At 72.7% G+C, this 23,924-nt stretch carries 19 protein-coding genes; 13 read left to right on the forward strand and 6 right to left on the reverse strand.

Annotation, left to right across the window (positions count from 1 at the left end):
* Window positions 1-58 precede the first annotated feature (58 nt).
* From AB0O11_RS15900 to AB0O11_RS15960, 13 genes are all read left to right on the forward strand, one after another.
* Window positions 59-1,933 (forward strand): BTAD domain-containing putative transcriptional regulator, encoded by a 1,875-nt coding sequence (locus AB0O11_RS15900; protein ID WP_363386386.1) that lies wholly within the window; start codon window positions 59-61, stop codon window positions 1,931-1,933.
* 68 nt (window positions 1,934-2,001) lie between these two features.
* On the forward strand, window positions 2,002-2,739 hold the full coding sequence (locus tag AB0O11_RS15905) for an ABC transporter ATP-binding protein (RefSeq protein ID WP_363386388.1): 738 nt from the start codon (window positions 2,002-2,004) through the stop codon (window positions 2,737-2,739).
* Window positions 2,733-4,646, forward strand: a complete 1,914-nt coding sequence (locus AB0O11_RS15910) for an ABC transporter permease (protein WP_363386390.1) — start codon at window positions 2,733-2,735, stop codon at window positions 4,644-4,646. Before AB0O11_RS15905 ends, AB0O11_RS15910 begins: the two co-directional genes overlap by 7 nt.
* A gap of 335 nt (window positions 4,647-4,981) precedes the next feature.
* Window positions 4,982-7,972, forward strand: coding sequence for a BTAD domain-containing putative transcriptional regulator (locus AB0O11_RS15915; protein ID WP_363386392.1), 2,991 nt, complete (start codon window positions 4,982-4,984; stop codon window positions 7,970-7,972).
* Between the two features lie 269 nt (window positions 7,973-8,241).
* A complete protein-coding gene (locus tag AB0O11_RS15920) occupies window positions 8,242-9,849 on the forward strand; it encodes a tryptophan halogenase family protein (RefSeq protein WP_363386394.1) in 1,608 nt (535 codons plus the stop codon).
* Window positions 9,850-10,139: 290 nt separating this feature from the next.
* Window positions 10,140-10,376, forward strand: a complete 237-nt coding sequence (locus tag AB0O11_RS15925) for a ferredoxin (protein WP_363386396.1) — start codon at window positions 10,140-10,142, stop codon at window positions 10,374-10,376.
* Complete coding sequence (locus tag AB0O11_RS15930; RefSeq protein WP_363386398.1) at window positions 10,366-11,760, forward strand: FAD-dependent oxidoreductase; 1,395 nt, start codon at window positions 10,366-10,368, stop codon at window positions 11,758-11,760. Before AB0O11_RS15925 ends, AB0O11_RS15930 begins: the two co-directional genes overlap by 11 nt.
* Window positions 11,761-11,778: 18 nt before the next feature.
* Entirely contained in the window at window positions 11,779-13,017 is a 1,239-nt protein-coding gene (locus AB0O11_RS15935; protein WP_363386400.1) for a cytochrome P450, read from the forward strand.
* Window positions 13,018-13,250: 233 nt separating this feature from the next.
* The gene (locus AB0O11_RS15940) at window positions 13,251-13,556 is read left to right on the forward strand and encodes a GNAT family N-acetyltransferase (protein ID WP_363386402.1); all 306 of its coding nucleotides are present in this window, start codon (window positions 13,251-13,253) and stop codon (window positions 13,554-13,556) included.
* Window positions 13,557-14,079: 523 nt separating this feature from the next.
* On the forward strand, window positions 14,080-14,238 hold the full coding sequence (locus AB0O11_RS15945) for a hypothetical protein (protein WP_363386404.1): 159 nt from the start codon (window positions 14,080-14,082) through the stop codon (window positions 14,236-14,238).
* A 110-nt stretch (window positions 14,239-14,348) separates the two neighbouring features.
* Complete coding sequence (locus AB0O11_RS15950; protein ID WP_363386406.1) at window positions 14,349-15,359, forward strand: polyprenyl synthetase family protein; 1,011 nt, start codon at window positions 14,349-14,351, stop codon at window positions 15,357-15,359.
* The gene (locus AB0O11_RS15955; protein WP_363386407.1) at window positions 15,347-16,309 is read left to right on the forward strand and encodes a DUF2332 domain-containing protein; all 963 of its coding nucleotides are present in this window, start codon (window positions 15,347-15,349) and stop codon (window positions 16,307-16,309) included. The genes AB0O11_RS15950 and AB0O11_RS15955 overlap by 13 nt, the downstream gene beginning before the upstream one ends.
* Before the next feature lie 63 nt (window positions 16,310-16,372).
* Window positions 16,373-17,563 carry a cytochrome P450 gene (locus AB0O11_RS15960; protein WP_363386409.1) on the forward strand — a complete coding sequence of 397 codons (1,191 nt, stop codon included), beginning with the start codon at window positions 16,373-16,375 and terminating at the stop codon, window positions 17,561-17,563.
* A gap of 148 nt (window positions 17,564-17,711) precedes the next feature.
* On the opposite strand, the gene AB0O11_RS15965 is transcribed toward AB0O11_RS15960, so the two are convergent.
* The 6 genes from AB0O11_RS15965 to AB0O11_RS15990 form a co-directional block, all read right to left on the reverse strand.
* Window positions 17,712-18,560 carry an MBL fold metallo-hydrolase gene (locus AB0O11_RS15965; RefSeq protein WP_363386411.1) on the reverse strand — a complete coding sequence of 283 codons (849 nt, stop codon included), beginning with the start codon at window positions 18,558-18,560 and terminating at the stop codon, window positions 17,712-17,714.
* Window positions 18,561-18,609: 49 nt separating this feature from the next.
* Window positions 18,610-20,322: an NAD-dependent malic enzyme gene (locus AB0O11_RS15970; protein WP_363386413.1), complete on the reverse strand. Its 1,713-nt coding sequence runs from the start codon at window positions 20,320-20,322 to the stop codon at window positions 18,610-18,612.
* Window positions 20,323-20,394: 72 nt separating this feature from the next.
* Complete coding sequence (locus tag AB0O11_RS15975) at window positions 20,395-21,303, reverse strand: alpha/beta hydrolase (RefSeq protein WP_363386415.1); 909 nt, start codon at window positions 21,301-21,303, stop codon at window positions 20,395-20,397.
* Between the two features lie 35 nt (window positions 21,304-21,338).
* Window positions 21,339-21,812, reverse strand: coding sequence for a hypothetical protein (locus AB0O11_RS15980; RefSeq protein ID WP_363386417.1), 474 nt, complete (start codon window positions 21,810-21,812; stop codon window positions 21,339-21,341).
* Between the two features lie 143 nt (window positions 21,813-21,955).
* Window positions 21,956-22,834: an MBL fold metallo-hydrolase gene (locus tag AB0O11_RS15985; RefSeq protein WP_363386419.1), complete on the reverse strand. Its 879-nt coding sequence runs from the start codon at window positions 22,832-22,834 to the stop codon at window positions 21,956-21,958.
* A complete protein-coding gene (locus AB0O11_RS15990; RefSeq protein ID WP_363386421.1) occupies window positions 22,831-23,832 on the reverse strand; it encodes a zinc-dependent alcohol dehydrogenase family protein in 1,002 nt (333 codons plus the stop codon). Before AB0O11_RS15990 ends, AB0O11_RS15985 begins: the two co-directional genes overlap by 4 nt.
* Window positions 23,833-23,924 lie beyond the last annotated feature (92 nt).

Here is a 23,924-nt window from a genome sequence, read left to right on the forward strand (position 1 = left end):
GGGACGACACCCACCCCCGGCAGGATAGGCGTACAGACACCAGCCAACGGGGGGAACCATGGAGTTCAGCCTGCTCGGTCCCGTCGAAGCCAGACGCAACGGCAAGCCCATCGGGCTGTCCGGGACCAAGATGCGGACGCTGCTCGCGGCGTTGCTGATCGCCCGCGGAAGGGTGGTTCCGGACGCCCGGCTGAGTTGGCTGCTGTGGGGCGCCTACCCGCCCACCACGATGAACGCGCAGATCTACACCTACGTCTCCCGGTTGCGCAAACTCCTCGAACCCGAGGTCGCCATCGTCCGGCGGGCGCCCGGCTACGCCATCGAGACCGGCGACAGCCTCATCGACGCCGTCGAGTTCGAGCGGCTGGAACGTGAGAGCCGCGCCGCGCTCCAGGCGCACCGCTACGAGGAGGCGGGGGCCCTGCTGGACCGGGCGCTCGGCCTGTGGCGCGGTCCGGCGCTGGCCAACACCACGGACCTCCTGGTCGAGCAGGAGGAATCACACTGGGAGGAGGTCAGGGCGGCCGCGCTGGAGAACCGCGTGGAGGCCGGCCTCGCACTGGGCCATCACCAGCACCTCACCGCCGAACTCGTCCGTCTCGTCGGCGACTTCCCCCTGCGGGAGCGGATGCGCGCGCAGCTGATGACCGCGCTCTGCAGGTCCGGCCGCCAGGCGGACGCCCTGCGCGTCTTCCACGAGGGCCGCCATGTCCTGGCCGACGAGCTCGGGGTCGACCCGGGTGCCGAACTCACCGGGACCTACCAGGCCGTGCTCAACGGTTCGCTCGACACCGCCCCGGCCGAGTCGGTCACCCGCGCCCCTCGGGAGCCCGCCCCCACAGGGCCGGTGGCGCCGTCGACACTGCCTGCGGACACCGCCACGTTCGTCGGACGGCAGCGGGAACTGGCCTCGTTACAGGCGCTGTTGACCCCCGGAAGCCTGGTCCGGCGCGGCCTGATCACCGGCATGGGCGGAGTCGGCAAGACGGCCCTCGCCCTGCGCGCCGCGCACACCAGCAGGTATCACTTCCCCGACGGGCAGCTGTACGTGGACCTCGCGGACGAGAACGGCACCGCCCGGGATCCGCGTGAGGTCCTGGTGCGGCTGCTGCGCGCCCTCGGTGAGGAGACGGCGGCGGGCGACCGGGCGTACGGCGACAGCACGTACGGCGGGGGGACGCCCCCCGTGGCGCTCCGGCCCGGTCTCGACGAGCTGGTGCGCCGCTACCGCGCCCGTACCGCCGGACGGAAGCTGCTGGTCGTGCTGGACAACGTGTCCGGCACGGAGCAGCTCGCCGCGCTCCTCCCCGGCGGTGAGGAGCCCGCGGTCCTCGTGATCGGTCACGCGCACCTCGCCGCCGCCATCGGCCCGCACACCACCGTCGTCGAACCGCTCGGCGACGACGACAGCCTGGCCCTGCTGGCCGCCGCCGTGGGTGTCGGGCGGGTCGCCGAGGACCTGGCGGCCGCCCGGCAGATCGTCGCGTACTGCGGCGGCGTCCCGCTCGCCCTGCGGACGGCGGGCGCCCGGCTCGCCGCCCGCCCCCACTGGTCGCCGGCACTGCTGGCCGGCCTGCTCGCCGCCCCGGCGAACCGGCTGCGCGAACTGCGCTTCGGCGGCCTGGACATGTCCCGCTCCCTGCGCTCCTGGCTGCGGCTGGCCGGCGTGGCGGAGGACGACCTGCGCCTGTGCTCCGCGCTGGGCGAGCGCTCCTTCTCGGCCGCGACCGCCGCCGCCGTACTGGAACTTCCCGTCGTCCTGGCCGAGGACCTGCTGGAGCAGCTGGCCGACGCCTCGCTCATGGATCCCGCGGAACCGTCCGGAGGGACGAACGGGGTTCCGCAGTACCGGCTCCACCGGCTCGTGCTCTGCTACGCACGCTCCCTGCCCGCCCGGATCCCCGTCGACACCGCTCTGCCGGTGGCGAGTTGAACCGCTTCCCACCGCCCCCGTCCATTCTCGGCCCATCGCCGCCTCACACCACGAAAGACAAGAGGATCATGAGCAACGACGCAGTAGTGCTGACGTCGGTGACGAAGACCTACCGAGCGGGCGACCACACGGTCAGAGCACTCGACGGAGTCTCGCTCGCCCTGCCGGCCGGGAGTTTCACTGCGATCATGGGTCCCTCGGGATCGGGGAAATCGACCCTCCTGCAGTGCGCGGCGGGCCTCGACCGGCCCGACGACGGCTCCATCGCCCTCGGCGGCACCGAGCTGACCGGCATGTCCGAGAGCGAGCTGACGCTGCTCCGGCGCAACCGGATCGGCTTCGTCTTCCAGCAGTTCAACCTGATGTCGATGCTGACCGCCGAACAGAACGTGGCGCTTCCGCTGCGACTGGCCGGCCGCAAGCCCGCGCGCGGCGCGGTGCAGGAGGCACTGGGCCGGGTCGGCCTCGCCGACCGCGCCCGCCACCGGCCCTCCGAGCTGTCCGGCGGCCAGCAGCAGCGTGTCGCCCTGGCCCGCGCCCTGATCACCCGGCCCGAGGTGCTGTTCGGCGACGAGCCGACCGGCGCCCTGGACTCCTCCACCGGCCGTGAGGTCCTCGCCCTGCTGCGCGGTCTGGTCGACAACGACGGCCAGACCGTCGTCATGGTGACGCACGACCCGCAGGCCGCCTCCCAGGCGGACCGGGTGGTGTTCCTCGTCGACGGCCGGGTCAGCGGTGAGCTGCTGCGGCCCGCCGCCCACGAAATCGCCGCGCGGATGACCGAGCTCGAGGAGATCTCGTGCTGAGTGTCGCCCTGGCCACGGTGCGGGCCCGCTGGGCCCACTTCGTGGGTGTCTTCCTCGCCGTCGCACTCGGCGTCGGCCTGACCGCCTCGATGGGGCTCGCGCTGGCAGCCACCCTCGACGCGCCGCAGGAGCTCAAGGACCGTGACGCGGACGCCGTGTTCACGGTCAACGCCATGCTCGGCACCGCCTCGGCCGTCACCACCTTCACCTCCGTCTTCGTCGTGGCGTCGGCGTTCGCCTTCGCGGTGGCCCAGCGCCAGCGCGAGTTCGGTCTGCTCCGCATCGCCGGGGCGACCCCCCGCCAACTGCGGGTCGCCGTCCTCGTCGAGGCGGCCCTGGTGGCCGTCCCCGCGGCGCTGGCCGGGATGCTGATCGGCAGCGTGGGCGGCCCCGCCCTGGTCGACTGGATGGCCCGGGAGCGGCTCGCGCCCGCGTGGCTCACGGCGGGCGACCAGGTGTGGCCCTACGCCGTGGCCTTCGCGATCGGGCTCGTGGTCGCTCTCACCGGCGCGTTCGCCGCGTCGGGCCGGGCGGCCCGCACCAGCGCCATCGAGGTGCTGCGGGAGGCGGCCGTCGACAAGCGGGTGATGACGGTCGGACGGTGGGTGTTCGGCGGACTGCTGCTGGCCGGCGGGCTGGTCCTGTTCGTCCAGCAGCTGGTGTCCGACCCGTCGAGCCTGCTCAAGCGCAAGACGTACACCACCGAGCCGATGCTGCTCATCGGCGCGTTCGCCCTGCTGGCCCCGCTGGCCGCCGGACCGCTGGTACGGCTCGTCACCCGGCCGCTGGCGTCCACCCGGGGCGCGGTCGGCACCCTGGTGCGCGAGAGCGCGACCGCCGGTGTCCGGCGGACCTCCGCGATCGCCGCCCCGGTGCTCGTCAGCGTCGCCCTGGCCGGGTCCCTGCTCGGCTCGACGGACACCGTCGGCGCGGGCAAGGCGGACGAGATCCGCAACCGTACGGTCGCGGACTTCGTCGTCACCCCGGCGTCCGGGGGGACGCTGGACGACGCCGCCGTCCGGGCGGCCGCGGTGCCGGGCAGCCGTACGGCGGTCACGGCGCCCACCACGGTCGAGTACCTCTACGAGGGACTGGTGCGGGTGCCCGAGCCCGGCCGGGTCGTCGATCCGGCGGTCTTCGCCGAGCTGTCGAACCTCCCGCTGATCGCCGGGTCGGTGAAGGACCTGAACGACCGGTCGATCGTCGTCAACGACGAATGGCCGGTCACCGAGGTCGGCAAGCCGGTCGACGTCTGGCGGGCGGACGGTGCCAAGGTGACGCTGACCGTCGCCGCCGTGCTGCGCAGGGGCACGGGCAGCAACGGCGTGTACGTGACCGCCGCCAACGCCCCCGGCGCCCGTCCCGACCGGGTCGAGGTCCGGGTGGACCGGGGCGCGGACCGGGTGCAGGTCGGGGCCGCCCTGGCCGCGGCCGTGCGGCCGCACGGCGCCGTGTCGGCCACGGCCGAGGAGTGGATCGCGGACTCGCAGCCGGAGACCAAGCGGGAGAGCCGGCTGGCCGTCTTCGTGGTGCTGGGGCTGGCCCTGATCTACTCCCTGATCGCCCTGGCCGGGACGGCGGTCGCGGCCACCGGTGACCGGCGCCGTGATCTGGCGACGCTGCGGCTGACCGGGGCCACCGGCGGCCAGGTGCTGTACGTGGTGGCCGTCGAGGCGGCCGTCGTGGTGGTGGCGGGCGCGCTCCTGGGCCTGGTCGTGACCACGCTCAACGTGATGGGCACCTGGTCCGCGCTGTCCGCACTGGTCGGGTCCGGGGCCCCGCTGGCACTGCCGTGGGCGGCGATGGCCGCGGTGACGGCGGCCTGTGCCGCGGTCACCGTCCCCGCCTCGGTCCTGGCGGCGGCGGCCGCGCTGCGCGGCCGCCCCGCACCGGGCGGGGCCGACTGACCGACGGTCCGGCCGCGCACACCCGCTCCGCACGGGTTCGGTACCCGCCCGGACGTCCCCCCGCGCTCCAGGAACACCCGCGCCTCGTCGGCGCCGAAGACGTCCGGGCGGTTCCCGAACCGCAGCTCCAGGCAGCCCTCGACCGGTACGGGATCAGCCGCAGCGGGTAGCACGTCGCGTCGTGCACCGCGAGCCCTGCGCGCAGTGGCTCCCGGTCGACCGCGGCGCCGAAACCGGAGGGGACCGTTCACTGGCTCTACCAACTGGTAAGGGATGAGAATGGCGAGTCTGCCGGGGGGAAGCGGCACGGATCGGGCAGTGGGGGAAGAGCGAGCATGCGCGAGATTGTCTTCAGCCTGTTGGGCCCACTGGACGTACGAGTCGACCACAGATCGATCCAGGTGGGCGGCGGGCGTCGACGCACGGTACTCACCATGCTGCTGCTGTCGCCCGGCCGTGTCGTCTCCGTGGACTCCCTCATCGACGCCGTCTGGCCCGCCGGCGCACCCACCACCGCCCGCAACCAGATCGCCATCTGCGTCGCCGGCCTGCGCAAGCTGTTCAAGGACGTCACCGACCCCGCGCACCTCATCGCGACCTCGCACCCGGGATACGTCCTCAACCCGCAGGGCCACCGGATCGACGCCGTCGTCTTCGAGGACACCGTCCGCCAGGCCCGCGAACTCGCCCGCGGCGGCAGGACCGCCGAGTCCTGCGACGCGTACGCCGAGGCGCTCTCGCTGTGGCGCGGCCGCGCTCTGGAAGGCGTCACCGGACCCCGCGTCGAGGGGGAGGCCGCCCAGCTGGAGGAGCTGCGCCTCAACGTCCACGAGGAGTACGCCGGCCTGCGGCTCCAGCTCGGCCGCCACCGCACCCTGATCCCGGAACTCGCCGCGCTGGTCATGGAGAACCCGCTGCGGGAACAGGTCCGCGCCCATCTGATGCTCGCCCAGTACCGGTCCGGACGCCGCGCCGAGGCGCTCGCCCTGTTCCGCGAGGGCCGCCGGCTCCTCATCGACGAACTCGGTATCGGGCCCGGCCCGATCCTGACCGGGCTGCACGAACTCGTCCTGAACGACTCGCCCGAACTCACCCAGCCACCCGTCAACCCCGCCCCCGCGCCGGTCGCCGACGTCGTCGCCCAACTGCCCACCGCCTCCGCCTCCTTCACCGGACGTGTCAAGGAACTCAGCGCCCTCGACCGGATGCTCGACGAGCGCCTGGGCCAGTCCCCCCTCGCCATCGCCGCCATCAGCGGCATCGCGGGCGTCGGCAAGACCGCCCTCGCCGTCCAGTGGGCCAACCAGATCGCCGGCCGCTTCCCCGACGGCCAGCTCTTCACCGACCTGCGCGGCTACGACGAGATGGACGCGCCGGTCTCCCCCGCCACCGCCCTCGACCGCTTCCTGCGCAGCCTCGGCGTCCCCGCGCCCCGGATCCCCGCCGACCCCGGCGACCAGGCCGCCCTCTACCGCAGCGTGCTGGGCGGCAAACGCGTCCTGATCGTCCTCGACAACGCCCGCTCCTTCCGCCAGGTCCAGCCCCTGCTCCCCGGAAACGGCCGCTGCTGCGTCATCATCACCGGCCGCGAGCTCATGGACGAACTGATCGGCGACTACGCCGTCCTGTCCCTCGGCCTCAACGCGATGGCCCCGCAGGAGGCCACCGCCCTGCTCGCCGAGGTCGCCGGTGCCGACCGCATCGTCGCCGACCCCAGCGCCACCGAACGCCTCGGCGTCCTGTGTGACCGGCTGCCGCTCGCCCTGCGCATCGCCGGCGCCCGCCTCGCCGCGAAACCCCACTGGTCGGTACGGAACCTGGTCACCCGGCTGGAGAACCAGCGCCGTCGGCTGGACGAGCTCAGCCCCGGCGAAGGCGGCGTACGCGCCGGCTTCCGGCTCAGCTACCGCGACCTGTCCCCCCAGGCGCGCGAGCTCTACCGCCGGCTCGGACTCCTCAGCGTGCCCGACTTCGCCTCCTGGGTCGGGGCCGCCCTCGTCGACACCGACGCCGTCGACGCGGAAGACCTCATCGAGCAGCTCGTCGACACCCAGCTCCTCGAGGTCGCCCCCTCCTCGGGCCCCGCCATCCGCTACCGATTCCAGGACCTGCTCCGGCTGTTCGCCTGGGAACGCGCCCAGGAGGAGGAGAGCGAGGAGAACCGCACGGCCGCACTGGAACGGGCCTACGGAGGCTGGCTCGCGCTCGCGGACGCCGCCCGCACCCGCACCTACGGGGGCGACCACACCGTCTCCTACGGCCGGGTCACCCCCTACCCGCTCGCCGCCGAGCTCACCGACGAACTCCTCGCCAACCCCATGGACTGGCTCGAGTCCGAACGCACCGCCCTGCGCGACGTCATCAAGCAGGCCGCGGCCGGGGACCACACCGCCGCCTACGCCTGGGGCCTGACGGTCAACAGCACCACCCTCTTCGAGGCCCACAACTACCTCGACGACTGGAGCACCTGCGCCGACCACGCCCTCGCCGCGGCCGTCCGCACCGGCGACACCCTCGGCGAGGCCACGATGCTCCGCTCCCAGGCCACCCTGGCGATCTACCAGCGCCACTACGAGGAGGCCGAACCCCTGCTCGCCCGGGCCCTCGCCCTCTTCAACGCGTGCGGCGAGATCCACGGGCGTGCCGTGACCCTGCGCAACCTGGCCCTGTGCGCCCGCTTCTCCGGTGACCTCGACGGCGCCATGCGGGACGCCCGCGAGGCCCTGGAGGGGTTCCGGCGAGCGGGCGACATCGCCGGTGAGTCCCACGCCCTGGGGCTGCTCGCCCAGCTGGAGCTGGAACGGGGCAATCCGGCCGAGGGAATAGCGCTGTGCACGGACGCCATCGCCATGAGCCGCAAGGCCGGCAGCGTCCGCGGCGAGACCCAGAACACCTACCGGCTGGCCGAGGCCCTGCTGCGCCGGGGCGACCCGGCCGCGGCGGAGGAGACCTGCGTCAAGGTCCTCACCCTCACCCGGCAGGACGGCGACCGGCTCGGCGAGGCCCACGCGCTGCGCGGCATCGGCGAGGCCCGCTGGCGCCAGGGCGCGTGGGAGAGCGCGCAGAGCGCGCTCCTCCAGGCCCTCGAAGTGGCCGACGAGGTGTCCGACCGGTTCCTCCGAGCCCGTATCGAGGCCGACCTCGGCTGCGCGCTCGCGGTGCGCGGCACGCCCGAGGCGGCCCTGCGTCTGGAGGCCGCGCGGGCCGTGTTCGAGGAACTGCGTGCCCCCGTCTGGCAGGAACAGATGGCGAAGGTCCTGAAGAACGTGACCGCAGCCGGCGGACCCGTGTCCCCGCAGGACCTCATCGACGTCCTGGAAGGCTGATGCGGGACGATCAGGTCCAGGGCACCTCGGAGTCGCCGACCACGCCCGGGACCGACACCCCGGGGCCCGGAGCGGTCCACGGAACCTCGTCCTGGACCCCGTCCTGGACCCCGTACTGAACCGCCGACGCCGCGGGAACGACGCCCGCGGCTGCCTGCCCTGCCCGGCAACTCCGGCACCCCGGGCACGCCGCATCAAGAAGTCTGCAAGGCCCTCGGACCACCCTGGAACCGGCCTCGGAACCACTTGTCCATGCGAGGGACACACTCATGCCGCGAAGCTACGCCGACCGCCGCATCAGGAGCATCGTCGTCCTCGGTGGCGACACAGCGGGCTGGATGACTGCCGCCTACCTCGGCAAGGCGCTGCAGGGCACAGTCGACATCACGGTCCTCGAAGACTCGGCCACCGCGCGCGTGGCGCTGGGCGTGGCCACCGTTCCCAGCCTCCAGCGCATGTTCTTCGACTTCCTCGGCATCAACGAGGAACAGTGGATGCGCGAGTGCGACGCGAGCTTCCAGATGGCGGTCCGCTTCGTCAACTGGCGCACCGCCGGCCCCGGTGCCGCCGGGGCCCGCTCCCTGCCCGACCGTGCGCCGGACCACTTCTACCACCCGTTCGGTCTGCTGCCCGACTACGACCAGACGCCGCTGTCCCACTACTGGTTCAAGCGCGCCTACGAGGGCGACACCATCGAGCCCTTCGACTACGCCTGCTTCCGCGAACCCCCTCTGATGGACGCCAAGAAGGCCCCGCGCTGGCTCGACGGCCGCACCGCCACCCGCTACGCCTGGCACCTCGACACCGGTCTGTTCACGGCCTTCCTGCGCCGCTTCGCGACCACCGAACTGGGCGTCACCCGGATCACCGCCGAGCTCGCCTCCGTCGCCCGGCGCTCCGACGGCTTCGTCACGGCCCTGCACACCGCGAACGGCTCGGTGCTGGCGGCGGACCTCTTCGTCGACTGCTCCGGCTCCCGCAGCCTGCTCCTCGACGAGGCCATGGCGGAGCCCTTCCGCTCCGCGGCCGGCCATCTGCTGTGCGACAGCGTGGTCACCGCCGACGTCCCGCACGACGACGACGTCCACGGCGTGGAGCCGTACACCTCCGCCATCGCCATGGAGGCCGGCTGGACCTGGAAGATCCCGATGCCGGGCCGGTTCAGCACCGGATACGTCCATTCCAGCCGCCACACCACCCGCGAGCGGGCCGCCGCCGAACTCCTCGCCCTGTGGGACCTGGACCCGGCCACGACCGAGCTCACCCACACCCGCCTGCGCGTCGGCCGCAGCGAACGCGCCTGGGTGAAGAACGTCGTCGGCATCGGGGAGTCCGCCTGCTTCCTGGAGCCCCTGGAGCCCACCAGCCTCCACTTCATCACCACGGCGCTGCACCGGCTCACCTGGCACTTCCCGGACCGTTCCTACGCCCCCGCCCTCATCGACCGGTTCAACGGGGAGTTCCGGACGATGTTCGACGACACCCTGGACTTCGTCCAGGCGCACTTCCACCACGCCCCGCGCGAGGACACCCCGTTCTGGCGGGCCGGCAAGCTGCTCCCCCTGCCGCAGAGCGTCCAGGACAAGGTGGACGCCTACCGCGCGGGCCTCCCCCTCGACAGCCCCTGCACGGACGAGTCCGTGTACTACGGCCTCGAACCGTCCCCCGGCTCCCCGTGGACGAACGGCAGCTACTACTGCATCCTGGCCGGCCTGGGCGTCCTCCCCGACGTCCCGCTCCCCGCCCTCGCCCACCGTCCCGCCTCGGTCGCCGGCGCCGAATCCCTCTTCGTCGCGGTCAAGCGCCAGCAGCGCACCCTCCTGGAGACCCTGCCCACCACCCGCGCCTACCTCCGCCACCTCCACGCCCCCCGCTGAGGGGGCACCGCGGCGGCGATCCCGTACCGGCACGCCGACCGGCCGCCCGACGGCCCGGCTCACGCTCCCGGCCCGTCCGCGGGTTCTCTCCCGGACCTGTGGCGCAGCAGCCGGGGAGCTCGCACCCCCTCACCTCATTGGCCCGGTGGACATGCGCCGCTCCCGAGGGGTCTCCCATGGTGGACCGGGGGCGGCTCGTGTCCGAGGGGAGCCTCTCGGGGTCCGAAGAAGCCCGGGGCAGCCCGAGCAGGCCCGCCGCCGTCCGAAGAACCCGAGGAAGCGGAGACCTGATGAGGCTTGTCGTTGATCTCAACCGGTGCCAGGGGTACGCGCAGTGCGCCTTCCTGGCACCGGACGTGTTCACCATGCACGGTGACGAGGCGCTGATGTTCGACCCGCAGCCCGACGACCGGCAGTGGCAGGCCGTCCTGCGGGCGGCCGAGGCCTGCCCGGTCAGGGCCATCACCGTGGAGCGCCCGGACGGCGTACCGGCGGGGGAGAAGGCGGGTGCCTCCGGTGTCGTCTGACGGTTCTCTGGAGAGGCTCAGGCGTGAGGGCCGCATCGTCATCGTGGGCGCCTCCCTGGCGGGCCTGCGGGCCGCCGAGACGCTCCGCGAGGAGGGCTTCACCGGCACCCTGACGATGGTCGGCGACGAGCCCCACGAGCCGTACGACCGGCCCCCGTTGTCCAAGCAGGTCCTGCTCGGCAGGGTGCCCGCCGGCCACACGGCACTGCCCCGCCGCCGGCCCGTGGACGCGCAGTGGCGGCTCGGGGTGGCGGCCACCGGGCTGGACCTGGCGGCCAACCGGGTGCGCCTCGCGGATGGCAGCGAGCTGGACTACGACCGGCTGCTGATCACCACCGGCGTCCGCGCCCGCCCCTGGCCGCACGAGCTGGAGGCCGAACTCGACGGCGTCTTCGTCCTGCGCACCAGCGACGACGCCGCGCAGCTGCACCACCGGCTGAGCGCCGGCCCCCACCGGGTGCTGGTCATCGGGGCCGGGTTCACCGGCTCCGAGATCGCCTCCGCCTGCCGCGAGCGGGGCCTGGACGTCACCGTCGCGGAACGCGGGGCGGCTCCGCTGGTCGGTGCGCTCGGCGGGGTCGTCGGCGAGGTGGCCGCCGCCATGCAGCGGGAGGCCGGTGTCGACCTGCGCTGCGGCATCACCGTGACCGGCCTGGAAGGCGACTCCGCCGGACGCCTACGGCGTGCGCACCTGTCGGACGGCAGCACGGTCGAGGCCGAGGTGGCGGTCGTCTGCCTGGGCGCGACCCGTAACACCGAGTGGCTCGCCGGCTCCGGTCTCGGGGCCGGCCCGCGCGGGATCGCCTGCGACGCCGGCTGCCGGGCCTTCGACGTACGGGGCATCGTCACCGACGACGTCTTCGTCGCCGGGGACGTCGCCCGTTCCCCGCACGCGCTCTTCGGCTACCAGTTCCTCTCCCTGGAGCACTGGGGCAATGCGGTCGCGGGCGCCGAAACCGCCGCCCACAACATGATCAGCGCCAGCGCGGACCGCCGCCCGCACGTCTGGACACCGTCCTTCTGGTCGGCCCAGTTCGGGGTCAACATCAAGTCCGTCGGTGTGCCGCCGATGGCCGACGAGATCATCGTCACCCAGGGCTCCCTCTCCGAGCGCCGCTTCACCGCGGCCTACGGCCACCAGGGCCGCGTCATCGCCGCCGTCACCTTCGACCAGGCGAAGTGGCTGGACTTCTACCAGCGGCAGATCGAACAGGCCGCGCCGTTCCCGCCGGAGTTCACCACCGTCGACCGACGGCCCGAGGGGATGCACCCGGTACCGGCCGGGTTCCCCGACCCCTCGCTGCCCAGCCACGGCCCCACCGTCACCCTCAGTGGCCACTCGCCCAGCGACCGGCGCATCTCGTTCACCCCGCTCCGCGCCTGACCCGGAAGGACCCACGCCATGACGTCGGTCGCGCTCCTGCGCCAGATCACCGACTACGCCAACCGCCACGACCCCTACCCCCTGTACGCCGAGCTCCGCAGGACCCCGGTGGCCCAGGACGAGACGGGGCCCTACCTGGTCAGCACGTACTGGGAGATCCACCACCTGCTCCACGACCCGCGGCTCAGTTCCGACCTGCGCAACCTGAACCCCGAGGTGGCCCGGTCCATCGGCCATGAGGAGGACCCGAACCTGCCGCCGGCCTTCATCAGGCTCGACCCCCCCGAGCACGACAGGCTGCGCCGGCTGGCGATGCGTCCCTTCGGGCCGCCGCACACCCCACGCCGGGTGTACGAGATGCGCGGCGAACTCGGCGAGATCGTGTCCGGCCTGATCGACGGGTTCCGGGACCGGGGGCAGATCGACCTCGTCGACGACTTCTCCTACCCCTTCCCCGTCACGGTGATCTGCCGGCTGCTCGGCATCCCCCGCGAGGACGAGACCCGCTTCCACGCCTGGGCCGACACCATCGCCGCCAGCGTCGACCCCGTCCACGGCACGGACGAGGAACGCGCGGCGCGGCTGCAGACCGTCCGGCAGGCCCGGACCGACCTCTCCGCCTTCCTCTCCGACCTGATCGAGGAACGCCGCCGCTCGCCCCGCGACGACATGCTCTCCGCGATGGCCGCGGGCCACGGACCGGACGCAGAGATGTCGCTGGTGGAGATGGTCAGCACCTCGGTCCTGCTGCTGATCGCCGGCCACGAGACCACGGTCAACCTCATCACCAACGGGATGCTCACGCTGTTGCGCAACCCCGACGTCCTGAAGCGGCTCCGGGACGACCAGGGCCTGGTCGTCCCGCTGGTGGAGGAGTTGCTGCGCTTCGAACCACCCGTGCAGCTGCTGCCCCAGAAGACCGCGCTGACCGACATCGACATCGCGGGGACCACCATCCCCAAGGGCGCTGCGGTCTTCCTGGTGCTCGCCTCCGGCAACCGGGACCCGCAGCGCTTCCCGGACCCGGACCGGTTCATCCCCGACCGGCCCGACAACCAGCACCTGGGATTCAGCAGCGGCGTGCACAACTGCTTCGGCGCGCCCCTCGCCCGGCTGGAGGCGCAGATCGCCCTGACCGAGCTGGTCCGCCGGCTCGACAACCCGCGACTGGTCGAGGACCCGCCGCCGTACCGCCAGAACGCGGTCCTGCGCGGGCCGCGGCACCTGGGCATCGCCTTCGACGGGCTCAGGCAGTAGCCCGCGGCCTGTTCCGGTTCGTCCGCCCGGGCGGCAGCCGGCTCCTCGCCGAGCGCCGGCTGCCGGTCGACCGGGCCGAGACCCGTCCCTGCGGTCCCTCGGGCCCGGGAGCCGATCACGCCGAAGCAGTCGCCCCTCTCGCACCTCCGCGCACCGACCGACGACAAATGTTGATTCTTCAACTATGCTTCGGGGGTACGACCCCGGCGACCAGCCGTACCCGAGGAGGAACCATGGAACAGTCCGTCACCGACAACACCGAGAAGTCCCGGTTCGAGATCCACGACGACGGCGAACTCGCCGGCTTCGCCGAGTACCACCGCTCCGGCCACGAGATCGCCTTCATCCACACCGAGATCGACCCCCGTTTCGAGGGCCGCGGACTCGGCAGCCGACTGGCCCGCGCCGCCCTGGACTCGGCCCGCGAGCAGCAGCTCGCCGTCCTGCCCTACTGCCCCTTCATCCGCGGCTGGATCACCAAGCACCCCGAGTACGCCGACCTGGTCCCCACCACCCACCGCGCCCGCTTCGGCCTCTGACCCACCGCACCGCCCCCGACGGCCCGGCGGGCACCCACCGGGCGGACGTACGAGGCCAGGCGGCACGCGAGCACGAGAACGTCGCCGGGAGGCCGTCGGGTCCGGGGAATCCACCCTCGCACCGGGCACGTCGCGGGATCCACGGCCGGCCGGGAGGGACCGGCCGATGCCCCCGGGCCAGGCGAAGCACCGGATGGTCGCCGGGTCGGCGGGCTCGCACGGGTGCCACCGCTGCGCGTCGGGCCGGCCCGTGCCGGCGAAGGCCGCCCCCGCGCGGGAGAGTTCCCCGCCTCCGGGGCGGCCCGCCTCGCCGGCACCTCCGAGCCCCCGGTCGACTCGCTTTCCGCTCAGGCCGGCCGACTCGACTGTCCGTCAGTTCGATTTCTCTTCTGGGACATTTCCCGTGCACGGACGCGCAACTGTCCCGGTTCCCGCCACCGTAGCGTCACTGCCAGTCCCGGACCCTGGCGCACCCGCAGTCGGCGGCAGGCCGGCGGTCCACTTCCCCGAGAGGAGAACTGCGGTGTCGCAGACCATGCTTGACGAGGAGACTTTCGCCGTGATCGAGGCGGCGGAGCGCCTGCTGGAGGGCGAGCAGCCCGCGGAGCCGAGCACGCCGTCATCCTGCGCGGACCAGCGGATCGCCGCCGTGATGGGCGGCGGGTTCTACACCTACTGCTGATCGGCACCCCTGCCCGCACTCGCCCGGCGCCCCCTCGGGCGAGTGCGGGCCCTCCCCCGCGCCGCAACGGCCGCCGGAGTGCCGGCGGGCCCGACCACAAGGACACGCCGATGATCCCCACCGAGACTGCCGAACCGCTGATCGTTCCCCCCGACTGGTTCGCGGCCGTGGGCACGGAGATCGCCGTGGTGCTGGAGGAACTGCGCCGCGACCACCCGGGCCTGGCGGACGCGGCCACCGGCCTGCTGGCGGAGGACGGCGGCGACCGAAGCCCCTTCCGCCTCCTGGGCATGGCCGTCCTCGGGGCGATCACCGGCGAGCCCCGGCCGGCGGCCGCGGTGTGTGCGATCTCCCGGCTGTGGTGGGCGGGGGCCGAAGCCCTCGACGACCTCGCCGACGAACAGGACCAGGCCGCGCCTCGGGGCAGGGCCGAACTGGCCCGCACCACCCTGGCGGCCCTGGCCTGCGGCAGCACACTGCCCCACTGGGTGGCCGACCGGCACTCCCCCGCCCCGGACATCCGCCTCGCCTGGGAGCAGGAACTGGTCCGCACCGCACTGGACGCGATGGAGGGCCAGTTGGCCGACATCGCCGAACCGGCGGACGACGCCGTGACATGGCGGTCCGTCATGGCCTGCTACCGGGGCAAGAGCGGCGCCGCCTACGGCCGTGACGCGGCGATGGCCGCGAGACTCGCCACGGACCGGCCCGAAACCCTGCATTCCTGGCGGACCTTCGGCGAACTCTTCGGCGTCCTGCGCCAGCTCGCCAACGACGGAGTTCCCAGCGCGGCACAGGAATGCGAGGATCTGGCCAACGGCACCCGCACCCTCCTGCTCGCCCACGCGCTCGAAGTCGCCGCACCCGCACACCGAAAGCACCTGCTGGACCTGCGCGCCCGGGCCGGCACCGATCCGGGCGCCCGCGCGGAGCTGCGAGCCGCCCTGCGGGACCCGTCCGTCCTCGACGGCTACGGGCGCCGGGTCGAGGCACTGCGGCAGCACTGCTGCGCCGTGCTCGACCGACTCGCTCCGGACGGCCCGTACCGGGAGCTGCTGCACGGCTTCATCCACACCTCCGCCCAGGCGGCACCGAACGGAGTCTCCCCGTGCACGAGTTGATCGACCGCCCGGAGCTGCTGCGGTCGATGGCCGTACGGTCCGCCGGAGCCGCTCCCTTCGCATCGGGACTGCTCGCCAGACTCGCCGACGACGTCGAACACGGCGGGCCGGTGACCCGCCTGATCGAAGGGCACCCACAGGCCGGCGCGCCGCTGTTCACCGTCCGGGCCATGGCCGGGGTCCAGGGCCTGCTGACCGCCGGACGGCTTCCTGGACTGACCGCACACCTGGCCGAGTTGAGCGCGGCGGACGGACTCGAACCACGCGGCACCGACCGGTCCTGGGACCTCTTCGTCACGGCGATCGCCGACCACCCCGTCGAAATCGCCACCGCGCTGGACAACCCGGTGCAGCAGCACGAGCCCACCCGCGCCGCAACGCTGCTGCACGGCCTCGCACTGCTGCGGGCCCCGCGGATCCGCCTGCTCGAACTCGGCGCCTGCGCCGGACTCAACCTGCTGATCGACCGCTACCGGTGGTTCGGGCCCGGCTGGGAGTGGGGCGACCCCACCTCACCGGTCCGGCTGCCCGCCCACGGCCCGGACCCCGCAGGCATCCGCATCGTGGCACGCGCCGGCTGCGACCTGCACCCCCGAGACCCCGCCGATCCGGCCGACGCACGGACCGTACGAAGCTACCTGCCGTTCGAGCACACCTTCCTGCGCGCCGCCCTCGACGACGCGCTCGACCTCGCCGCCCGCACCCCGGTCCGGGTGGAACAGGCGGACGCGGTCGGGTGGCTGCGGCGCGAGCTGGCCACGCCGACCGACCCGTCGGTGCGCACGGTGGTCTGGCACAGCCTGTTCTGGGGATTCCTCGAGCCCCGCCAACAGGACGCCCTGGAACAGGTCATGACCGATGCCGCCGCCACCCTGCCGCTCAGCCGCATCGCCTTCGAACCCCACGACTGGACGATGCCACCACGGCTCCAGCTGACCCAGTACTCCTGAGCCCAGGACGTTCACGGCACCCGCTCGACCCAGTGACCCGATCTCTACGTGAGGAATCCCGGCATGCTGCTCGGCGAGGCATTTCAGTACCTGACGTCACCCGCCGGCCGCCAGGACCCCTATCCCGCGTACGCCGCCCTCCGGGCCCACGGGCCCGTGGTGCGCCTGCGACCGGACTTCTACGCGGCGACCGGGTACGACGCCGTCAACGCGCTGCTGCGGGACCCGCGCCTGGAGGTCCGGGGCTGGCCGGACGGTGCCGCCTCACGCCTCATCGCGGACTCCATGATGAAGGCCAACGGACCCGACCACGCCCGCGTCCGGCGGCTCGCCGCGGACGCCTTCTCACCCCGCAGGACCGACCGGCTGAAGGAGGTCGTCACCGCACAGGCGGCCGCCCTCGCCGACCACGTGGCCCACCTCGGCCGCGACGGCGAAGCCGTCGACCTCATGGCCGAGTTCGCCTACCCGCTGACGATCCGGATCATCGGCACACTGCTCGGCGTCCCGGCCGGCGAGCACCAGTGGCTGCGCGAGCGGGCCCAGGAGACGACCGCGGTCCTGGAGCCGTTCCGGCCCGGCGGCCCGGCCATCGCGGCCGACCGCGCGGCCCTCGAACTGGAAGACTACGTCACCGAGCTGACCCGGCTCCGGCGCACCGACCCCGGCGAGGACCTGATCACCGCGCTGGTGCTGGCACACGACCGCGACGGCAGCGAACTGTCCACCCGCGAACTCGTCGTGAACCTGGTGTTCCTGCTGCTGGCGGGCTTCGAGACCTCCGCCAACCTCCTCGGCAACGGCCTGGGAGCCCTGTTGGACCACCCCGACCTCGCCGCCCGGCTGCGGACGGACCCGGACCTGGCCGACCGGTACGTCGAAGAGGTGTCGCGCTTCGACGCACCCCTGCAACTCACCAGCCGGTGGGCACCCGAGACGATCGAGACCGACGGCATCGGCACGATCGAGAAGGGCAGCCACATCCTCGTGCTCCTCGGCGCGGGGAACCACGATCCGGCGCACTTCGCCGCCCCGGAGCGGTTCGATCCGTTCCGGGACTCCCCGCAGTCGCTCTCGTTCGGCGCCGGCGCGCACTACTGCCTCGGCTCGGCGCTGGCCCGCACGGAGGCGCGACTGGCACTCCCGCTGCTGCTGGAGCGCCTTCCCGCCATGAAACGGGCCGGCACGGCAGCCCGCCGCGACCGCCTCACCTTCCGCGGCTACGCCGGCCTCCCCGTGTCCTGGGGGGACTGACCAGGCGCAAGACCCGCGGGGCGGATCCCGTCCCAGCACGGACGCGCGCGGCGCGGACCGGGACAGGCGGCCACGGGCCCTGCCGCTGCCACAGGGCCGGGGCGACCCGCCGTCGTCACCGGAACGGCGGAAACCGGCCGGAGGGCGGTCAGCCCTTCGCCGACCTGGCCGAACCCCAGAGTGCGCCCTGGTTGACCCGGTCCGGGTACAGCTCCAGCATGCCCCGGTAGAGCTCGACCGTGGTCGTGGTGCGTGCGGCAACCGTCTCGAAGTCGTGCAGGTACTGCGCGGTCTCGGCGATGTTCGCCGGGTCGTCGGGGCGGCCCGGGCGCTTGTGCCCGGCGATGACCGTCCGCGGTTCCAGGGCGGCGATGGTGTCGAGCGCGTGGAGCCAGGCCCGGCGGCCCTCGGCGGGCGATTCGGCGAGGTAGAGGTGGACGTCGTTGTAGACGGCGTCGCCGGCCACGACGAGGCCGATGGACGGTACGTGCAGGCAGGTGGTGTCGTCGGTGTCGGTGTGCCCGAGCTCCACGACGACGAGGTCGTTGCCCTCCAGGTCCAGTCGGTCGCCGTCCAGCGGCTGGGCCGCCACGAGCCGGCCGGGGATCCGGCCGGGGAAGCGCGTGTTCCAGAGCGCCGCCACGGAATCCGACGCCGTCTGCTCCTTCATCTGCGCCGCCACGGCCGGTGCGGCGACGGCGCGGGCGTGCGGGAAGCGTTCGAGGAGTGTTCCCAGGCCGAACCAGTGGTCGCCGTGCCCGTGGGTGACGAAGACCGTGGTGAGGTTCTTGCCGCTCTCCGTGACCAGGTCCGCCAGCCGGCCGGCCTGCTCGGTGGTCATCAGCGCGTCGACCAGCACCGCGTCGCGTTCGCCGGTGATGAGCGTCGCCGTGATCGGCGACCACATGCGTCGGGGCAGGTCGGGCGGCAGGTCCGAGACCTCCGTGGGGATCGACGGGGCTGTGTGGACGCTCCAGCTCAGCGGTGTTCCGGGCATGATCGGCTCCTTGGGCCGGGGACCTTCCGGGCGCGGCTGCCGGCGGCGGTCAGATCGCCTGTACGGGTCGGTAGTCCGGCTGCCACATGGCCGCGCGGACCTGCGCTTCGATCTCGTCGCCGACGGTGGCGCGCGCCACGCCGTCACGGGCGGCGCTGCGGGCGACGGCCGCGGCAACGGCGGCGGAGGTCTCCCTCAGGTCCCGGGTGGGCGGCAGCAGCGGCGCTCCGGGCGCGGTCGGGTCGGCCTGTGCGGCGACGGCGTGGGCCGCGGCGGTGAGCATGCCGTCGGTGATGCGGGTGGCCCGGGCCACGATGGCGCCCAGGCTGAGTCCGGGGAAGACCAGCGCGTTGTTGGCCTGTCCGATCCGGTGGGTGGTGCCGTCGTGGGTCACCGGCGCGAAGGGGCTGCCGGTGGCGATCAGGGCCCGGCCGTCGGTCCAGGCGAGCAGGTCCGCGGGCGTTGCCTCGGCGAGCGGTGTGGGGTTGGACAGGGGCAGGATGATCGGGCGGCGGACGGCCGCGGCCATCTCGCGGACGACGGGTTCGGTGAAGGCCCCGCCCTGGCCGGAGGTGCCGATGAGGACGGTCGGTCCGACCCGGTGCACGACCTCCGCCAGGGCGATGCCGCCGGCCTTCGGGTCACGGACCCAGTCGGCCACCTCGTCCGCGCCGCGTGCGTAGGGGGCCTGGAAGTCCCGCATGCCGGCCGTGTCGTCGGTGAGCAGGCCGTGCCGGGCGAGGCACCAGATCCGGCGGGTGGCCTCGCCCGGGGTCAGGCCGTCGGCGACGAACGCGTCACGCAGCTGGTCGGCGATGCCGACACCCGCCGTGCCCGCGCCGAAGACCACCACCCGGTGCTCCCGCAGCGGCGTGCCGCTCGCCTGAACGCCGGACAGCACCGCCGCGAGATTCACCGCACCCGTGCCCTGGACGTCGTCGTTGAAGGTGAGCACCTCGTCGCGGTAGCGCGCCAGGATGCGCCGCGCGTTGTCCGGCCCGAAGTCCTCCCAGTGCAGCAGGGCGCCGGGGAAGAGTCGGGTGGCGGTGTCCACGTAGGTCCGGACGAAGGCGTCGTAGGTCTCCCGGTCGGCCCTGGGGTGGCGGTTGCCGAGGTAGAGCGGGTCGTCCAGCAGTTCCTTGCGGTTGGTTCCCACGTCGAGAACGACGGGGAGGGTGCGGGCCGGATCGATGCCGCCCGCGGCGGTGTACACGGCGAGCTTGCCCACCGCGATGTTGATCCCGCCCACTCCCCAGTCGCCGATGCCCAGGATCGCCTCGCCGTCGGTGGCGACGATCAGGTCGACGTCGTCCGGGCCCGATCCGGCGGCCCGCAGCGAGCGTTCGACGTCCTCGGGCGCGTCCACCGACAGGTAGACCCCACGGGGTCTGCGGTACTGGGAGCTGTAGCGCTCGATCGCGGTGCCGACGGTCGGGGTGTAGACGATCGGCAGCATCTCCTCCAGGTGCTCGCCGAGCAGCCGGTGGAACAGCACCTCGTTGCGGTCGTGCAAGGCGGTCAGGTTGACGTGTTTGGCCAGGTCGTCGGGTTGCGCGAGGTACTGCGTGTAGGCGCGGGAGGACTGCTGCCCGATCGTGAGCACCTGCGGCGGGAGCAGGCCGACGAGGTCGAGCGCCCGCCGTTCGTCCTCGGTGAAGGCGGTGCCCTTGTTCAGCCGGGGGTCGGCCAGCACGGCCCGGCCCCTGGCCGCTGTGTCCCATCGCCGGTGACCGGCGTTCCATCGGGTCGGCGCCGAATTCATGACGGTCTCCTCAGGGGTGCTCCGGTGCCCCGTGGCACCGGGCGGGCGGTGTCGGGAGGTTCGAGATCGCTCTCATCCCGGGCCGGCGAGCTGCTCACGGAACCAGTCGGTGGCGGCTCCGCTCGTCGTTTCGAAGGCGGCGACGTAGGCGTCGAAGTGGTCACCGGCGTACATCGCCAGCCGCTTGGGTTGCAGGGCGCGCTCGTACGCGGCCAGTCCGAGGTCGCTGAGCGTGATCGTGTCCGCCGTCGCCACGACCATCAGCAGCGGCGTCGGTGACACCCGGGCGACCCAAGGCCCGGGCTCGTACATCTGCGCCTTGCGCGTCGACCGGAGCGTGACGCGCAAGGGTTCCTCGACGCCCGGCGGCAGCGGGAAGCGGGCGTTGAACTCGGCCATGGCCGGGGAGTGGTAGGCGGCCTGCACTTCCGGGTCGGGGCTGTTGAGGAGCTGGTACTCGGGCCGGTGTCCCGCCAGTTGAGCGCGTTCGTCGCCGTCGAACCGCTCCTCCAGTGCACGTCTGCGGTCGGGCGGCACACGGCGTAGGCCCTGCTCGTAGCCGCTGATGGTCGGAACCTGCGCGACCACGGCCTTGATCCGCCGGTCGGTGGCGGCCAGGACGATCGCGTGCCCGCCGGCGTAGCTGGTACCCCAGAGCCCGATCCGGCGGGCATCGACGCCGTCGAGGGTCTCCAGGAAGGAGATCGCCCGCCGCCAGTCCGCGACCTGCTGCCAGGGGTCGATGTCGCCGCGCGGCTCGCCCCCGCTGAGACCGAATCCACGGTGGTCGTGGACCAGCACGACGAACCCCGCCCGGCTGAAGCGTTCCGCGTAGCCTTGCAGGCTCTGGTACTTCACGCCGCCGAAGCCGTGCGCCATCGTGATCGCCGGGAAGGGGCCGTCGCCCGTGGGCGGGCGGAACAGCCAGGCGTGCAACCGCACGCCGTCGGCGGCGGGCACGAAGACGTCCTCGAAGCCCATGGACCTTCACCCCTTCGTGTGTTCGGCGCTCCCGTTCACGGAGTCCGTGAGGACGCTCGCCATGCCGTGTCCAGCGAATCCGCCGTCGTCGGCGCGATCTGGATGCCGACGATCCGCCAGCCGGCCGGTTCCCGGGAGATCTCGAAGTGGGCGGCGAGACGTTCGATTTCGCCGTGGTCCGCGCGGCGACGCGACCAGATCACCTCGATCGCGGCACCGGCATCGTGGTAGACCGTCACCTTCCGGTCCGGAACGGCCGTGTAGGCGTAGCCCTGCGCCCTCAGCGGGGCCTGGTTCCTCTCCAGCAGCCCGATGACGGCCTCGCCGTCGAGCAGCCACTCCCGGGACTCCGGCGAGCTGTTGTGCAACGGCACGGCCCAGTAGTCGAGGATGAACTCCGGCCCGCGGGGGATCTCGCCGCTTCCCACTCCCACCCAGGTCGGCAGGTAGTCCTCGAAGAACCAGTGCACGACCTCGGTGCCGACCGCATCGTCAGGTGTGCCACCCACGTCGGTGCCTCCGTTCATCCCGGCGTCCGGCACGTTCCGGCGCCCGCCCGATCACGGCGGGATCGCCGTGCTCGTGGTCAACTGCAATGTGCTGCATCACACTTGTCCTCCGGTGGTATGGCCCGCACCACGCGCGTGACCGGTCATGACAGGAGTGCCAGCGCGCTGTACCAGACCGGGCTCGCGTTGAGCCGGTCCGGGTACAGCTGCAGCATCCGGTCGAAGAACTCGCGCGGGCTCGGTTCCGCCGCCAGCAGGCGCCGCGCGTCGAGCAGGTAGTCGCGGGTCTGTTCCAGGATCGACGGGTCGTCGGGCAGTTCCCTGTTCTTGTGGCCCGCGACGACCGCCCGCGGGTTCAGCGCGGCGACGGTGTCGAGCGCGGTGAGCCACTTCTCGATTCCGCCGCCGGGGCTCTCCAGCAGGTACTGGTGGACTCCGTTGTACGCGACGTCGCCGGCCACGACGAGGCCGATCGACGGCACGTGCAGAACGGTGGTGTCGTCGGTGTCGGTGTGGCCGGTCTCCACCGCCAGCAGCCGGTGCCCCTCCAGGTCGAACCCCGCCGCGGGAACCACCTGGTACACCACGGGACTGTCGGGGATGAGTCCGGGGAAGTCCGCGTCCCAGGTCTGCTCGCGTCCCTCGGTCGCCTGCCGGTGCATCAGCCGGATCGTGCCCTCCGTCGCGTACGGCACGGCGTCGAGGAAGCGCCGCATCAGCAGGTCGGTGCCGAACCAGTGGTCGCCGTGCCCGTGGGTGGCGTAGATGTGGGTGAGTCGCCGGCCCGACCGCTCGATCCAGTCGCCGAGGCCGCGCACCTGGTCGCGGGTGAACGGCGGGTCGACCAGGACGGCGTCCGTCTCGCCGAGGATCAGGGTGGACGCCAGTGGTGAGGACACGATCGGGCTCCCGTCGGGCAGCCGCATGGACCGTTCGCGGCGCACCCCGTCGAAGACCAGCACCTCGTAGCGCAGTTCCGTCACGTCGGACCTCCTGACCGGTTCCTCGTTCTCCTCGCTCATTTCCCGGGTACCAGGAAGACCTTTCCCTGCCGGCCCTTCTGCTCGGCGTGGACGACGGCGTCGCCGATCTCGTCGAGGGAGTACCTGCGCCCGGGAGAGGTCTCGATGGTTCCCTCGCGCATGAGCGTCACGATGTCCTCCCGCAACTGCTTGCGCTCCGCGTCCGTGAGCCTCGGGAGCCAGTAACCGAGCCAGTAGACCTCCAGGGTGCGGCGGCCGGCCAGGATGTAGCGCGGGTCCTCGCCGACCCGGATCGGCTCGCCCGTCAGGGAGCCGTACACCAGCATCCGCCCGTCCTCGTGGAGCGACTTGAAGATCTGCGTCCCGGTCTCACCGACCACCGGGTCGATGGCGTACTTGACGCCTTCGGGTCCGACGACCTTCCGGACCTGCTCGTCGATCGGGCCTTCGGTGGACACGATGACGGCGTCGGCGCCGAGGGCCTCCAGTTCGGCCACCGACTCGCGCCTGCGGACGACGTTCACGGTGCGGATGCCGTCGCGTTTGGCGAGCCTGATGACCATGCGTCCCAGCTCGGAGCCGGCTGCGGACTGGAGGAGCCACTCCCCCTCGGGGACGGCCAGCACCCGGCGGACCATGAGGACCGCGGAGGCGGGGTTGATGACGAAGGAGGCCACCTGCTCATCGGGGATCTCATCGGGCACCGGGAAGAGGTCGCCCGCAGGGACGACGGCGTACTCCGCCCAGTTCCCCCCCTGCCCGTTGACCACCGACACCCGCTGGCCGACCGTGAAGTCCCCGACCCCGGGCCCGAGGGCGTCCACGATGCCGACGCCCTCGAACCCGGCCGGCGCCGGAAACCTGGCCTGGACGCCCGCGTAGAACCCGCGTACGTACAGGAGGTCGGACGGGTTCACCGGGGTCGCCAGGATGCGGACCCTCACCTGCCCCTCCCCCGGCTCCGGGACGGGCACGTCCTCGGTTGCGAGGACCTTGGACGGCTCACCGTGTCGGGTGAACTGAACAGCCTTCATCATTTCGGCCTTTCTGTGCACGACATCGTCCGAAAGCGCGACTGAATCGCGGGATGATCTGCTCGCTATTGAGGTCGGACCGCCCGTGCCCTGCC

The organism is Kitasatospora sp. NPDC093102 (genome assembly GCF_040683915.1).
GTDB lineage: Bacteria > Actinomycetota > Actinomycetes > Streptomycetales > Streptomycetaceae > Kitasatospora.

Excerpts from the sequence above, each read along its gene's own strand:
- AB0O11_RS15935 (WP_363386400.1), top strand. The coding sequence starts at position 11,779 with ATGACGTCGGTCGCGCTCCTGCGCCAGATCACCGACTACGCCAACCGC.
- AB0O11_RS15970 (WP_363386413.1), bottom strand. The coding sequence starts at position 20,322 with ATGAATTCGGCGCCGACCCGATGGAACGCCGGTCACCGGCGATGGGAC.
- AB0O11_RS15960 (WP_363386409.1), top strand. The coding sequence starts at position 16,373 with ATGCTGCTCGGCGAGGCATTTCAGTACCTGACGTCACCCGCCGGCCGC.
- AB0O11_RS15990 (WP_363386421.1), bottom strand. The coding sequence starts at position 23,832 with ATGATGAAGGCTGTTCAGTTCACCCGACACGGTGAGCCGTCCAAGGTC.
- AB0O11_RS15900 (WP_363386386.1), top strand. The coding sequence starts at position 59 with ATGGAGTTCAGCCTGCTCGGTCCCGTCGAAGCCAGACGCAACGGCAAG.
- AB0O11_RS15905 (WP_363386388.1), top strand. The coding sequence starts at position 2,002 with ATGAGCAACGACGCAGTAGTGCTGACGTCGGTGACGAAGACCTACCGA.
- AB0O11_RS15950 (WP_363386406.1), top strand. The coding sequence starts at position 14,349 with ATGATCCCCACCGAGACTGCCGAACCGCTGATCGTTCCCCCCGACTGG.
- AB0O11_RS15915 (WP_363386392.1), top strand. The coding sequence starts at position 4,982 with ATGCGCGAGATTGTCTTCAGCCTGTTGGGCCCACTGGACGTACGAGTC.
- AB0O11_RS15925 (WP_363386396.1), top strand. The coding sequence starts at position 10,140 with ATGAGGCTTGTCGTTGATCTCAACCGGTGCCAGGGGTACGCGCAGTGC.
- AB0O11_RS15975 (WP_363386415.1), bottom strand. The coding sequence starts at position 21,303 with ATGGGCTTCGAGGACGTCTTCGTGCCCGCCGCCGACGGCGTGCGGTTG.
- AB0O11_RS15920 (WP_363386394.1), top strand. The coding sequence starts at position 8,242 with ATGCCGCGAAGCTACGCCGACCGCCGCATCAGGAGCATCGTCGTCCTC.
- AB0O11_RS15985 (WP_363386419.1), bottom strand. The coding sequence starts at position 22,834 with ATGAGCGAGGAGAACGAGGAACCGGTCAGGAGGTCCGACGTGACGGAA.
- AB0O11_RS15965 (WP_363386411.1), bottom strand. The coding sequence starts at position 18,560 with ATGCCCGGAACACCGCTGAGCTGGAGCGTCCACACAGCCCCGTCGATC.
- AB0O11_RS15940 (WP_363386402.1), top strand. The coding sequence starts at position 13,251 with ATGGAACAGTCCGTCACCGACAACACCGAGAAGTCCCGGTTCGAGATC.